This is a genomic window from Rhizobium sp. USDA 4016 (assembly GCF_056279705.1).
Map to the genome: position 1 here is coordinate 3,214,916 of NZ_JBWCCY010000004.1, position 13,139 is coordinate 3,228,054.

The 13,139-nt window shown below is 60.2% G+C and carries 9 protein-coding genes, 1 tRNA gene and 2 pseudogenes; 4 read left to right on the top strand and 8 right to left on the bottom strand.

What is annotated here, in order from left to right; all coding sequences use genetic code 11:
* Positions 1-56: 56 nt before the first annotated feature.
* Both ACZ9DP_RS31605 and ACZ9DP_RS31610 read right to left on the bottom strand, forming a co-directional pair.
* Positions 57-238: pseudogene (locus ACZ9DP_RS31605) on the bottom strand (M48 family metalloprotease); the annotation flags it as partial.
* A gap of 116 nt (positions 239-354) precedes the next feature.
* Positions 355-1,852 (bottom strand): annotated as a pseudogene (locus ACZ9DP_RS31610) (CoA-acylating methylmalonate-semialdehyde dehydrogenase).
* 199 nt (positions 1,853-2,051) lie between these two features.
* On the opposite strand from ACZ9DP_RS31610, the gene ACZ9DP_RS31615 reads away from it, so the two are divergent.
* Together ACZ9DP_RS31615 and ACZ9DP_RS31620 are read left to right on the top strand one after the other, a co-directional pair.
* Positions 2,052-2,417 carry a putative quinol monooxygenase gene (locus ACZ9DP_RS31615; protein WP_194729016.1) on the top strand — a complete coding sequence of 122 codons (366 nt, stop codon included), beginning with the start codon at positions 2,052-2,054 and terminating at the stop codon, positions 2,415-2,417.
* Entirely contained in the window at positions 2,414-3,295 is an 882-nt protein-coding gene (locus tag ACZ9DP_RS31620; RefSeq protein ID WP_092583573.1) for a LysR family transcriptional regulator, read from the top strand. The genes ACZ9DP_RS31615 and ACZ9DP_RS31620 overlap by 4 nt, the downstream gene beginning before the upstream one ends.
* Here ACZ9DP_RS31620 and ACZ9DP_RS31625 read toward each other — a convergent pair.
* The 5 genes from ACZ9DP_RS31625 to ACZ9DP_RS31645 all read right to left on the bottom strand — a co-directional run bounded on the left by ACZ9DP_RS31625 (position 3,292) and on the right by ACZ9DP_RS31645 (position 5,153).
* On the bottom strand, positions 3,292-3,456 hold the full coding sequence (locus tag ACZ9DP_RS31625) for a hypothetical protein (RefSeq protein ID WP_476204644.1): 165 nt from the start codon (positions 3,454-3,456) through the stop codon (positions 3,292-3,294). The genes ACZ9DP_RS31620 and ACZ9DP_RS31625 overlap by 4 nt on opposite strands.
* A 22-nt stretch (positions 3,457-3,478) precedes the next feature.
* Complete coding sequence (locus tag ACZ9DP_RS31630) at positions 3,479-3,916, bottom strand: DUF4174 domain-containing protein (protein WP_476204646.1); 438 nt, start codon at positions 3,914-3,916, stop codon at positions 3,479-3,481.
* Between the two features lie 132 nt (positions 3,917-4,048).
* The gene (locus ACZ9DP_RS31635) at positions 4,049-4,294 is read right to left on the bottom strand and encodes a helix-turn-helix domain-containing protein (RefSeq protein WP_022717225.1); all 246 of its coding nucleotides are present in this window, start codon (positions 4,292-4,294) and stop codon (positions 4,049-4,051) included.
* A 202-nt stretch (positions 4,295-4,496) separates the two neighbouring features.
* A tRNA-His gene (locus ACZ9DP_RS31640) sits at positions 4,497-4,573 on the bottom strand.
* Between the two features lie 130 nt (positions 4,574-4,703).
* The gene (locus tag ACZ9DP_RS31645) at positions 4,704-5,153 is read right to left on the bottom strand and encodes a phasin (RefSeq protein WP_039844018.1); all 450 of its coding nucleotides are present in this window, start codon (positions 5,151-5,153) and stop codon (positions 4,704-4,706) included.
* Positions 5,154-5,368: 215 nt separating this feature from the next.
* Here ACZ9DP_RS31645 and ACZ9DP_RS31650 point away from each other — a divergent pair, with 215 nt between their 5' ends.
* Positions 5,369-8,911, top strand: a complete 3,543-nt coding sequence (locus ACZ9DP_RS31650; protein ID WP_476204648.1) for an ATP-binding protein — start codon at positions 5,369-5,371, stop codon at positions 8,909-8,911.
* Positions 8,912-9,130: 219 nt separating this feature from the next.
* On the opposite strand, the gene ACZ9DP_RS31655 is transcribed toward ACZ9DP_RS31650, so the two are convergent.
* Positions 9,131-11,083, bottom strand: coding sequence for an acetoacetate--CoA ligase (locus ACZ9DP_RS31655; RefSeq protein WP_239595460.1), 1,953 nt, complete (start codon positions 11,081-11,083; stop codon positions 9,131-9,133).
* Between the two features lie 165 nt (positions 11,084-11,248).
* On the opposite strand from ACZ9DP_RS31655, the gene ACZ9DP_RS31660 reads away from it, so the two are divergent.
* Complete coding sequence (locus ACZ9DP_RS31660; RefSeq protein ID WP_476204650.1) at positions 11,249-13,138, top strand: AsmA family protein; 1,890 nt, start codon at positions 11,249-11,251, stop codon at positions 13,136-13,138.
* Position 13,139 lies beyond the last annotated feature (1 nt).

The following is a 13,139-nucleotide window of genomic DNA, read 5'->3' on the forward strand; positions in this document are numbered from 1 at the left end:
TTCCAAAATATGAAATTTACATTCACGTTTGCACCGCCAGCCACGGCCGCGCCATTTCAGTCGGCGTTTCCGGCGTATTTCAGGATGGCCTCTTTCCTCTCTGGCGTACCGGGTGGGTGGAGAGCATGCTGGTTTCGGAGTGGTCGCCGAGCTTCGTCTCGATCATATCGAAAAAGCGCACGATCGCGGCCGGGTCCATACCGGACCTTCTCATGAGGTCGACGGACCTGCGATCGGCTGGGCGAAAACTAGCCACTCTTCCTCATGTTGAGAAGCACGTATGCAAATTTAACAACTTAAAATCGCAAAATTGGGGGCCGCGGCCCCCAATCGGTAATAACTTGCTTTTCGATACTACTTCATCGTCGGCATGACGAATTCAGCGCCGTCCTTGATGCCTGACGGCCAGCGGGCGGTGACGGTCTTGGTCTTGGTCCAGAACTTGATCGAGTCCGTACCGTGCTGGTTGAGGTCGCCGAAGCTGGAGGCCTTCCAGCCGCCGAAGGAGTGGTAGGCGAGCGGAACCGGGATCGGGACGTTGATGCCGATCATGCCAATATTGATGCGCGAGGCGAAGTCGCGGGCGGCATCGCCGTCGCGGGTATAGATGGCGACGCCGTTGCCATATTCGTGCTTCATCGGCAGATCGAGGGCCTCTTCGTAGTTCTTGGCGCGAACGACTGAAAGCACAGGTCCGAAGATTTCGGTCTTGTAGATATCCATGTCCGGCGTGACGTGATCGAAGAGCGAACCGCCGACGAAATAGCCGTCTTCATAACCCTGCAGCTTGAAGCCACGGCCGTCGACGACGAGTTTCGCGCCCTGCTCGACGCCGCGATCGATCAGGCTATTGACGCGGGCATAGGCTTCCTTGGTGACGAGCGGTCCCATGTCGGCCTTCTCATCGGTATAGGGGCCGATGCGAAGCGACTCGATCTTCGGGGTCAGCTTCTCGACGAGGCGGTTTGCGGTTTCCTCACCGACGGGAACCGCAACCGAGATCGCCATGCAGCGTTCGCCAGCCGAACCGTAGCCTGCGCCCATCAGCGCGTTGACGGCCTGGTCCAAGTCGGCATCCGGCATGATGATCATGTGGTTCTTCGCGCCGCCGAAGCACTGGGCACGCTTGCCGTTCATGGCGGCGGTGCCATAGACGTAACGGGCGATCGGCGTGGAACCGACGAAGGTGACGGCGCCGATATCCGGGTCCGTCAGGATCGCATCGACGGCGGCCTTGTCGCCGTTGACGACGTTCAGGATGCCGGCCGGAAGTCCGGCTTCGATCATCAGTTCGGCCAGACGCAGAGGAACGGACGGGTCGCGCTCGGAGGGCTTGAGGATGAAGGCGTTGCCGCAGGCGATTGCCGGCGCAAACATCCACATCGGGATCATGGCTGGGAAGTTGAATGGCGTGATGCCAGCGCCAATGCCAACGGCCTGGCGCAGGGAATACATGTCGATCGCCGGACCTGCGCCTTCGGTGAATTCGCCCTTTTGCAAATGCGGGATACCGCAGACGAACTCGCAGACTTCAAGACCGCGGACGATATCGCCCTTGGAGTCTTCAACGGTCTTGCCGTGCTCCCTGGAGAGCACGCTCGGCAAGCTCGTCCATATGCTTGTTCAAGAGTTCCACGAACTTGAAGAAGACGCGGGCGCGGCGCTGCGGATTGGTTGCGGCCCACTTTGGCTGCGCCGCCTTGGCGTTTTCGACCGCGGCACGGATTTCCTCGACGCTTGCGAGCGCCACCGTCGCCTGAACCTCACCGGTTGCCGGGTTGTAGACATTGCTGCTGCGGCCGCTTTTGCCCCCAACATGCTTGCCGCCAATAAAATGACCGATCTCACGCATGGATGTGCCTCCTCTTGATTTCCGTTGATAGCGCATCATCGCACTTCAATTTGCACAAATCAATGCAATGCGATAAGCAACCGTTGTGCAAAAATCGAAGCCCTAACGTGCGTGCACTCCTCCAGCGGGCCTTCTCCAAGGCGCAACCCTGGACAGCCGCGCGCGCAAGAGGCCGAACGCAAGAGGAGGTCGTCCATCGATGAGCGGCAAACGTGTCGTGAGAATGGCGGAACTGGAGATAGACCCTGCGGAGCTCCATGCCTATCGTGCGCTCCTGGCTGAAGAAATCGAGGCGTCGATCACGTCCGAACGAGGCGTGCTGACCCTATACGCGGTCTCGATCAAGGATCGTCCGGAAAAAATCTGCATCTTCGAAGTCTATGCCAGCCAGGAGGACTACGAAGCGCATCTCCAGACGGCGCATTTCCTCAAGTACAAGACGTCAACCGCCCGCATGGTCAGGTCGCTGTCACTCATTGATGTCGATCCCGTCATTCTGCGCGCTAAGACCGGCGATCACTTGGCGACGGAGGTTCGGGACTTAGGCAAGGACTTAAGGACATGAACTGGGACGACGTCCGCATCTTCCTCGCCGTAGCGAGAACCGGGCAGATCCTTGCCGCCTCCAAGCGGCTGGGGCTTAACCACGCCACCCTCTCGCGGCGCGTGACGTCGCTCGAGGAGGCACTAAAGACTCGCCTCTTCACTCGCCGCACCAATGGCTGCGAACTGACTGCCGAAGGCGAAGTGTTCCTCGCCTCGGCAGAGCGGATGGAGACGGAAATGCTCGCCGCGCAGGCCAACCTCGGCCGCACAGACACGGCTATCGCTGGCACGGTCCGCGTCGGGGCGCCGGACGGCTTCGGCGTTTCCTTTTTGGCCCCGCGTATCGGACGGCTGATCGAGCGTCATCCGGAGCTGAAAATCCAGTTGGTGCCAGTGCCGCGCTCCTTTTCACTCTCGCAACGCGAGGCGGACATCGCCATCACGCTGGAACGGCCCGAACAGGGTCGGCTCGTATCTTCGAAGCTGACCGACTATACGCTGGGGCTCTACGCCTCGCGCGGTTACGCCGAACAAAACGGCCTGCCCGACAACAACGAGGCGCTCAAGCAGCATCGCCGCATCGGTTATGTCGAGGACCTGCTTTTCTCTCAATCGCTGAATTTCACCGGCGAGGTCATGCGCAACTGGAGCGCTGGCTTTGAGATCTCCTCGGCGACCGGTCAGACCGAAGCGGTGCGTTCCGGCGCCGGTATCGGAATCTTGCACGACTACATCGCCCGGCAGTATGACGAACTGGTTCGTATACTGCCCGATGTCTCGATCCGGCGTGCCTACTGGACGACCTATCACGAGAGCGCCCGCGATCTGGTGCGTGTACGCACCGTCGCCGACTTTCTTCAGGAACTGGTCGGTGCGGAACGGCAGATATTTCTCTAACCGCCGGCCTGCTTTGGAGGCTCTTCGTTTTCGTCCGGATTGGGATTGGGCGTCTCATCCGGCAGGCGATCGGGATCCGGCTCCTTGACGGGCGGCTCCGGTTTCCAGCCAGGCCCGGGCATCGGCGGCTGATCGGGGATAGGTTCGTTGGGAACGGACATCCTGCTCCTTCCGTCTTCGAGCTCACTTGTCGGGTTTGAGGGCTTCGGCCGCACGCATCGGCATGCTGTCGATGATGGCAAAGAGTTCGCCGTTGCTCACCGGCTCGCTCACCTTGAGCTTCACCGTCCCATCCTTGCCGACAAGGGCGGCTCCGAATTCACCAGTCTCGGGAGCCCCAAGCTCCTTTCGAAGCGCCCCTTCATTCAGATTGCCGCCTGCGCCGAAGATCGGCTTGACGGTGCTGCCGGAAATCTTGAAAACGACCATGTCGCGCTCGCCCAAGCCGGTGCGATCGGCAAGCAGCTGGTTTTCCTGGCGCGCAGCGCGACTATTGTCCCTGTCGGCGAAAATGACCAGAACCCGGCTCTTCCACCGGAACTCTTCGAGACTTGCGACCGGCGCCTGAGCGCCGTCCGTCTCCTCGACCTTGGTTGCACCGTAAAGAAGCGTTTTTGACATTCTCATTCTCTCCCGTCACCTGTAAAACGGCGGGAGGATGGGCAGGTTCCATCATTTCGGACGGCATGGCGCAAAGCCGAAAAAAAGCCGGTCAAAATTTGACCGGCTTTTTAGTTCGTTCACAGTGTAGCCTTACAGAGGAACGAAATCGGACGGCGGAACCTGCAAGGCGGCAGCAATGCGCCGCAATTTTGCAGGATCTGCATTTTCCCCATTTTCGATTTCGATGATTTCATTGGTGACGAGGCCACAGGTGACCGCCAGATCATCTACGCTGTACCCAACGGCCTCACGCGCTTTCCTGACCTCGGCGGCAACGTTCATCGCGGAAACCACCGTCGCTTTGGATTCATCCAGATTCTTGAGAGAAATGGACATTAAAGTCTCCTTCTAAAAGCACTCTGATGTAACCCCCGGCACAAAATGACATTCCGGCTCACATTTTGCAACGCAATATAACACAAAGTTTACCTGCGCTGCGGTGGCTAGATAGGGAGCCGGTGCCAGAGGGCAATAGTTCAGCAGATAACAAGCCGGACGGCCGAAGTGGATCTGCCGAATTTCGGTTTTTTGAGAGGAATGGTACGGTTGGGTGGTCTCGAACCACCGACCTCAGGTGCCACAAACCTGCGCTCTAACCAACTGAGCTACAACCGCACAAATCGCGCCCGGCGCGACGGGGGTCACATACGAGGACTTGGAAATTAATTCAAGTCCTATCTCCCCTCAATGTACAAAAAGGCCGGACATACGGTCCAGCCTTTTGTTTGATTGCACCCGTATGGGATCAGGCAGCCTTAAAGGAGGCCATGACCTTTTCGGCGGCTTCCTTGCTGGGCTTTGCGAGCTTCTCGGCAACCTGCTTGGAGGTTTCCTGCATCGACTTCGCTTGCTCGACGGTCAGTTCCGCCTGCTTGCGCAGGAAAGCGGTCTGAAGTTCGACGAGTTCTGCAATCGACTTCACACCGAGCAGAGCTTCCATGTGCGAGAGGGAATTTTCAGCGTTCGTGCGGAGTGCGTCGATCGCCTTCAGGCCGATTTCGACCGTGCCGGCCTGCGCGGTCTGAACCGTGGCTTCGAGGGTCTTGCCGGCATCTTCGCCGGCGGCCTTCATCTTTGCATAGGCCTCACGCGACTGCTGGGCGCCTTTTTCCGCGAAGTCGCGGAAGGATTCGGCGAACTTGGACGGGTCGAAGGAGGACATTGAAAAAACGTCGTCGATCTTTATGTTAGCCATCGAATTAAGCTCCTTGGGTTCAGGCGGATAACGCCTGCATAGTTTGGATATATCTTATATAAGGCATTCCATTGTGCATTGCAACATAATTGTGCGTCGCACAACGAATTAACCTTTCCACCCGAAACCCGACCCCCACGCTGGACCCATTTCCGGCGCGTCGTTATTAATAGACTGTTAATTTTTCAAGAGGCCGAAAGGGACAAGGTTCCGACATGCCCGCAGTCCAATACCCGTTCATCGACATTGCCGTGCATCAACGGGTGCGGGAACGCTTTTCGCGTGGCGAAGCAATGGTGCTTTTCTCGGCCGACCTTTCCCGCCTGCTCTGGGCCAATGGCGCCGGCGCGGAACTCTTCAGCCAGACCGCCGTCTATGATCTTCTCGATCAGGGCGTGAATCGCAGCGACATCACCTTCCGCCAGATCGAGACGACCGCTCGCCAGCTCGCCGCGATCGGCGACACCAGAAGCCTAGTGATCCGGATCGCCAAAGGCTTCCAGCGGGCTCCGGCCCAAGCAACGGCCGAAATGATCGGGCTTTCGTCCGGCGAGCGCGGCATTTTGTTCTCGGTTCCCGTTTCTTCACAACCGCTTCCTGCCACAGAAACCGCAGCGAGAATGCTACAGGGGCTCGACGATCCCGATACGCATATGGCCGTGATCGGCGCGGAAGGCGACGTCATTGCGTCCTCGCCCGGCTTTGCGTCGCTCGGCATCACCCAGCAGACCGCCAAGACGCTGACGAACCTTGCAGGCGCCCATCCCGACCGGCTCGTCAAGCGGCCGGTCGCAACCGGCAAGGGTTACCTGCCCGCTGCCGTCGGCAAGCTCAGCGACGAACCGGCGCTCAATCTTCTCTTTGCCGTCGAAACCGTGCTTGGCAATCTCGACCCGATCGACGCGGCAGCGCCGGAAGAGCCGTTATCCACAGCCGCCGTTAACCATATCGACGAGCCGAAGGGCGCGAAATTCGACGACGCGCTCAATGCAGTTGCGCATATCGAGGACGTCGAAGAAGGGCTGGAAATTGTCGACGGCGAGGAAACTAAGCCCGTAGCGGAAGCCGCAGATGAGCCGCTCATCGACCACGAAGAACCCGAAGAGCTTATCCTGTCCGAACCCGAGATGCCGCTTACCGACCGCGCTGAGCCGGCCGGCGACGATACGGTAGACGCGGAGACCGGCACAGAGCCTGCCGATGCCGAGGTGCGGCGCGAGATCGAACCTGCCGGTAGCAATCCGGGGCACGAAACCGAAGATGACGGCCAAGACAAGGTCGCCGCCCCGCCGACAGCAAACGGCTTTGCGTTCAAGCCAAACAGCCGCGCGACGCGCTTTGTGTGGAAGATCGACGCCGACGGCCACTTCAGCGAAGTGTCGGGTGAATTCGCCGACGCCGTTGGTCCACACGCAGCCAATATCATCGGCGTTGCCTTTACCGACATTGCGGCACTCTTCAACCTCGATCCCGAAGGCAAGATCGCCGAAGCACTCGAGCGCCGGGACACATGGTCAGGCAAGACGATCCATTGGCCGATCGAGGGGACGAGCCTGACCGTTCCCGTCGATCTCGCCGCGCTGCCGACCTATACGCGCAGCCGGGAGTTCGACGGCTTCCGCGGCTTCGGCGTTGTCCGGCTTTCCGATGCCACCGAGGATCCGCTGGCGCTCGGTCTGACCCTCGGCGCCGATGCCTTCGGCCGCGACACGGCCAGCCTCGAACAGCCGCCGGAAGAGGCTGCTCCGGAGGCATCCGACGTGCAGCCCCAGCCGGAAGTGCCGGAAGCCGCACCTGAGCCCGAGGCAGCCTCCGAAACCGTGCCTCGCGAAGAGCCGCCAGTCCTGCGCGTGGTGGAAACGCCGAGCCGCCGGCTGACGGACAAGATCGTTCAACTCCATGGTGCAGGCCCGACGCTGAGCGCGGCCGAGCAGGCAAACTTCCGCGAGATCGCCAAACGCCTGGAGGCTTTCGGCGTTCGCGACGATGAGCCGGCTCCCGCCGAGCCCGATGCTGCAGAGAGCCCGGCTACCACAGAGCCGGCAGGAGCTGCATCCGAAGGCGAGCCGAACGAGGCAATCTTCGAGAGCGCGAGCACGGCCGCCGAAGAACCGGCCGATGCAGCGGAGCGAGCGGAAGAGCACGTCGAAACGCCCGAGCCGAGTGAGGACGACGCCACCGAGGGCCTGCACGAAACCTTCAGCCCGATCGAAGTGCTGCACAGTGCCATCCCGCCGCGGGTGAAGATGACGGACGGGCTATCGGCCAACACCGTCGACCAGTTGCCGGTTGCCGTGCTCGTCCATGCCGGCGATGCGCTGATCCACGCCAATCCCGAATTCATGCGTCTGACCGGCTATGCTTCGCTTGAGGATCTCAGCGATGTAGGTGGGATTGACGCGCTGCTTCAACGCCGCGACTTGGATGAAAAAGCGGGACGCCCGGGCGCAATGGTGCTCGTGACGGCCGACGACTCGCTCGTACCGGTCACCGCCCGCCTGCAATCGATCCGCTGGGAAGAATCCAGCGCGCTCATGCTGGCGCTGATGCCTGTCGAGGGAAGCGACGTCGCGCCGGCTCAGAACGAAGAAACCCGTCCGGACATCCGTTCCGACCGCATGGTCGAAAAGGTCGCCAAGCTGCAGGTCGAGGTGGAAGAACTTCGCTCCATCCTGGAAACGGCGACGGACGGCGTGGTCGTCATCGGCGCAGAAGGCGACATCCGATCGATGAACCGCTCGGCAAGCGCGCTTTTCAACTATGATGAGGAAGAGACCCGCGGCAAACCCTTCGTGATGCTCTTTGCGCATGAGAGCCAGAAGGCGGTGCTCGACTATCTGAACGGCCTTTCTGGCCATGGCGTCGCAAGCGTTCTGAACGACGGGCGTGAGGTGATCGGCCGCGAGTCATCTGGCGGCTTTGTTCCGCTGTTCATGACCATGGGCCGGCTCACCTCCTCGAGCGGCTATTGCGCCGTCATCCGCGACATCACCCAGTGGAAGCGCACCGAGGACGAGCTTCGCAATGCGAAGGGCGCCGCCGAAACGGCGAATGCCCACAAAACGGATTTCCTGGCGCGCATCAGCCATGAAATCCGCACGCCGCTCAACGCCATCATCGGCTTCTCGGACATGATGGCGAGCGAGCGCTTCGGACCGATCGGCCATCCGCGCTACATCGAATATGCGAACGACATCGGCCGCTCGGGCCGCCATGTTCTCGATATTGTCAACGATCTGCTCGATATCTCGAAGATCGAAGCGGGCGAGATGGATCTCGATTTCGTATCCGTCGGCCTCAACGAGGCGATTTCGGAGGCCGTGGCTCTGGTCCAGCCGCAGGCAAACGGACAACGCGTCATAATCCGCACGGCGCTGTCGCAGTCGGTGCCGAATGTCGTTGCCGATCTCCGCTCCGTCAAGCAGATCGCCCTCAACATCCTTTCCAACGCCATCCGCTTCACGCCGTCAGGCGGTCAGATCGTGGTTTCAACGTCATATGAAGCGAATGGCAGCGTCGTGCTGCGTGTGCGCGATACCGGCATCGGCATGACGCGCAGCGAACTCGACCAAGCGATGAAGCCGTTCCGGCAGGTTTCCGCCCAGTCGCGCCACCGCGGCGACGGTACGGGTCTCGGCTTGCCGCTGACCAAGGCGATGGTGGATGCAAACCGGGCAATCTTCTCGATCAATTCGGCCCCGAACGAGGGCACGCTGGTTGAGGTCACCTTCCCGTCACAGCGCGTGCTGGCAGGCTGAATCAAAAAAAGGCAGCCACGAATGGCTGCCTGGAATTTGGTGCTGTTCAACAAGAGCTTAGTCGATCAACATCATGTTTCGGGAGCCCGCAGGCAAGCTGCTTCGTTCATGCGCAGCCCCAACTTCTTTTACCTTTGACCAACCTTTCTTAACGAAAGGTTTCCAGGCGACGGAAACTATCAAACGATAACCTATAGTTTGCGGTGCATTTGATTGAAATCAGACGCGCAATTCCTCGAGCCCGACGAAAAGGTCGAGCGCCTCGGGATTGGCGAGCGCCTCCTTGTTTTTCACCGGCCGCCCATGCACGACCTCGCGCACCGCAAGCTCGACGATCTTGCCGGATTTGGTGCGCGGAATATCGCGGACCGCGATGATCTTCGCCGGCACATGGCGCGGCGAGGCCCCGGTGCGGATGCGGGTCTTGATGGCCTTGACGAGGTCGTCCGTCAATGCGGCGCCCGGCGCGAGGCGAACGAAAAGCACCACCCGGACGTCGTCTTCCCAATCCTGGCCGATGCAGAGCGCTTCGGCCACCTCTTCCATCTGCTCGACCTGATTGTAGATCTCGGCGGTGCCGATGCGCACACCGCCGGGGTTGAGCGTCGCGTCGGAGCGGCCATGAATGACAAGGCCGCCATGCTCCGTCCATTCGGCGAAATCGCCATGGCACCAGATATTTTCGAAGCGCTCGAAATAGGCCGCTTTGTATTTCGCGCCGTCCGGATCGTTCCAGAAGCCGACCGGCATCGACGGGAAGGCCTTGGTGCAGACCAGTTCGCCCTTCTGCTGGCGCACAGGCTTGCCTTCATCGTCCCATACGTCGACGGCAAGGCCGAGGCCCGCCCCCTGGATTTCGCCGCGCCAGACCGGCTGCAGCGGATTGCCCAGCACGAAGCACGAGACGATATCCGTGCCGCCCGAGATGGAGGCTAGCTGGATGTCTTCCTTGATGCCTTCATAGACGAAAGTGAAGCCTTCGGGCGAAAGCGGCGATCCCGTGGATGTCATGAGACGCAGGCTCGAAAGATCATGGGTGGTGCGCGGCGTCAGCCCGCCCTTGCGCACCGCGTCGATATATTTCGCGGAAGTGCCGAAGACCGCGAAGTCTTCAGCCTGCGCATAGTCGAAGAGCACATTGCCGTCCGGGGCGAAGGGCGAGCCGTCGAACAGGCAAAGCGTGACACCCACCGCAAGGCCGCTCACAAGCCAGTTCCACATCATCCAGCCGCATGTGGTGAAATAGAAGAGCCTCTCGCCACGCTTCAGGCCGCAATGCAGCACATGCTCCTTCAGATGCTGCAATAGCGTGCCGCCAGCGGAATGAACGATGCATTTCGGCACGCCGGTGGTGCCGGAGGAGAAGAGAATATAAAGCGGATGCGCGAAGGGAAGCCTCACGAACTCGACGGCTTTTGGCTGGTAAGGTTTGATGAATTCTTCCAGCGTCTTGGCCTTCGGGGTCTCGCTCGCAACCGCTGCGGCATCGCCGGCATAGTGGACAATCACGACCGGCGCACCGAGGCTCCTTGCGACCGAAGCAACCTTCGCCTTCACATCCTGCAGCTTGCCGCCATACCAATAGGCGTCGCAGGCAATGAAGAGCTTGGGGCCGATCTGGCCGAAGCGGTCGAGCACGCCCTGTTCGCCGAAATCCGGTGAACAGGACGACCATATGGCACCGATCGAGGCGGCGGCCAGCATGCAGGCGACCGTCTCCGGCATGTTGGGCATCATCGCGGCGATGCGATCCCCCTCGCCAATGCCGAGCGCGCGGTAGGCTTGCTGCAGCTGGGATACGAGAGCATGCAGCCGGTCCCACGACCAGCGATATTCCACCTTGTCCTCGCCGCGGAAGACGATCGCGTCAGCCGGCCCTTCGCTCGAGAGCAGGTTCTCGGCGAAGTTCAGCTTCGCATCAGGAAAGAAACGAGCCTTGAGCATGAGATCACCGTCGGCGAGCGCTCGTGCGCCCTGCTCCCCCTTCACACCGCAAAACGCCCAAACCGAGGTCCAGAACTTTTCGGGCTCATCGATCGACCAGGCATGAAGGTCCAGATAGGTCTCGAACTCTTGACCAAACTCGGCGTTGCAGCGCTGCACGAAGGCATGCATCGGGCTTGCCTCAATCGACTCTTTCGAAGGCACCCAAAGCGGCACGGTGTCACTCATTTAATCTCCTCCCCTATTATCCGCTATATACCATGCTGCACCGCATTATAAAGTGTGCATCGCTTTCGGACGCAGGCTCACCGAGATTTGCATATATCTTTCGTTTCATATATCCGGCGAAATCGATAGCTAACGGATAAGCAGCTGAAAATACTGGCGGAGCTTATGGGTACGTCAAGACAACCAAAATGGCGACGCAAGATGATACCCGTTTCCCGCTGGCTGCCGGGTTTCGCTCGAATTGCAACCAGCCTGATCCTTTTCGTCGCCATCATTTTCGTGGCGTTTCGTGTTGCCGCCCCTTACCTCGTTTCGAGCGCATTGGTGCGCTCCGGCATCGAGGACGTATTGTCGAAATGGACCGGCTATCAGGCCGAAATCAAGGGCACGCCGGTTCTCGAATTCTGGCCGACACCGCGCATTACGCTGAACCAGATCACCATCCGCCAGCCCGAGAGCCGCGGCAACAAGCTGCTCGGCACGATCGAGAGCCTTTCGGCCGATTTCAGCCTCCTCGACGCCATCCGCGGCAGCGCCCGCTTTCATGAATTCCACCTGCTGCGCCCCAATCTTTCCCTCACGCGCGACCAACAGGGGCTGATCGACTGGACCTATGCCGGGCAGCTTGCGAAGGCGATCACCAGCGCGCGCCAGGAAGGTGGAGCCGAAGTCCTCGATCAAAGGCTTGATGCGACGATCGGTGCGATCACCGTCGAAGACGGCACGCTCAATGTCGCCGATCTTGCAAGCGGAAAGACCTATCATTTCGAAGGCGTGACTGCCGATATCACCTGGCCGCGGCTTTCAAGCCCGATGACGGCGGTGCTGATTGCGAGAACGAGCGGGCAAGATTTGAAGCTCGACTTCTCGTCCGGTAGCCCGCTGCTGATCTTCGGCGGCAAGGTTGCTCAGATCAAAACCGCACTCACCTCCAGGCTCGTGACGGCAGAATTCACCGGTATCGGCGGCATCTCAGGTCTTGCCGGACTATCCGGCAACATGTCGGTCAATATTCCCGACCTGCCGGCGCTTTTGGCCTGGTCCGGCAAATCCATTCCGGACGTTGAGACGCTGAGATCGTTTTCGATCGAGAGCGACATATTTTCGGCCGCCAACGGCCTGCGCTTCAACGAAGTCGCGCTTGGGCTCAACGATGCGAATGCAACCGGCGTCATGGACATCTCCATTGGCACAAACGCGCGGGCAAGACTTGGCGGCACGCTGGCCTTCGACCGTATGAACCTCAAGCCCTTCTTCGACGCCTTTACTCTGCGCCTGGCCGCCGGCGAAGCGGGCGCGCCGGAAGATGGCGGTCTGCTGCAGAAGCTTGATGTCGACCTCAGGCTCTCCGCCAAGGAAATGCAGCTTCCGCCCTTCCAGCTCTCTGATGTCGGGGCAAGCATCATCGTTTCCAGCAACGAAGCCAAATTCGATATCGGCGACAGCCAGTTCGAAGGCGGAGAGATGACGGCGCATCTGGAGGCAACGCGCGGGAACTTCGACGGCGGCGGCAAGCTGCAGGTCTCGATCCGCGGTGCCGATTTTGCTGGGCTGATCGAACGGCTGCAGTTGAAGGGCCCATTACCGCTCGCGAATGGATCGCTCGACATTTCGCTGAAAACCAACAAGCCGATCTGGACGGCAGGTGCTGCCGACGTGAGCGGACAGCTGGCATTCCACGGCAATGCGGGCTCGATCGCCGGCCTTGACATCGAAGCCATCCGAAGCCAGGCCGCTCAACAGAAATTTTTCCCGCTGAGCGCCGTTTCGGGCCGCGCGTTCGAATTCAATCGGATCGATGTGGCTGCCACTCTCGCGGATGGCTCGGCTGAGCTTCGCGGCGTCAGCGTTCAAGGTGCAGACGAGACGCTGACCCTTTCAGGCATCATCCCGTACGAATCCAACGGACTGGCCCTTTCCGGATCGCTGCAGGCGACGGATGACGCCAAGAAGGCAGTGTTGCCGGTTCTGCCGTTCTTCGTCGGCGGCTCTTGGCCGAACCCGGTGATTTCGCCGGTTCCGCTGATCAATCAGCAGCCACCCGGCGTCCAGTGAT

Bases quoted from the DNA above. Each gene is read 5' to 3' on its own strand.
- ACZ9DP_RS31615 (WP_194729016.1), top strand. From the start codon at position 2,052: ATGAGCGGCAAACGTGTCGTGAGAATGGCGGAACTGGAGATAGACCCT.
- ACZ9DP_RS31650 (WP_476204648.1), top strand. From the start codon at position 5,369: ATGCCCGCAGTCCAATACCCGTTCATCGACATTGCCGTGCATCAACGG.
- ACZ9DP_RS31660 (WP_476204650.1), top strand. From the start codon at position 11,249: ATGGGTACGTCAAGACAACCAAAATGGCGACGCAAGATGATACCCGTT.
- ACZ9DP_RS31645 (WP_039844018.1), bottom strand. From the start codon at position 5,153: ATGGCTAACATAAAGATCGACGACGTTTTTTCAATGTCCTCCTTCGAC.
- ACZ9DP_RS31625 (WP_476204644.1), bottom strand. From the start codon at position 3,456: ATGTCCGTTCCCAACGAACCTATCCCCGATCAGCCGCCGATGCCCGGG.
- ACZ9DP_RS31630 (WP_476204646.1), bottom strand. From the start codon at position 3,916: ATGTCAAAAACGCTTCTTTACGGTGCAACCAAGGTCGAGGAGACGGAC.
- ACZ9DP_RS31635 (WP_022717225.1), bottom strand. From the start codon at position 4,294: ATGTCCATTTCTCTCAAGAATCTGGATGAATCCAAAGCGACGGTGGTT.
- ACZ9DP_RS31655 (WP_239595460.1), bottom strand. From the start codon at position 11,083: ATGAGTGACACCGTGCCGCTTTGGGTGCCTTCGAAAGAGTCGATTGAG.
- ACZ9DP_RS31620 (WP_092583573.1), top strand. From the start codon at position 2,414: ATGAACTGGGACGACGTCCGCATCTTCCTCGCCGTAGCGAGAACCGGG.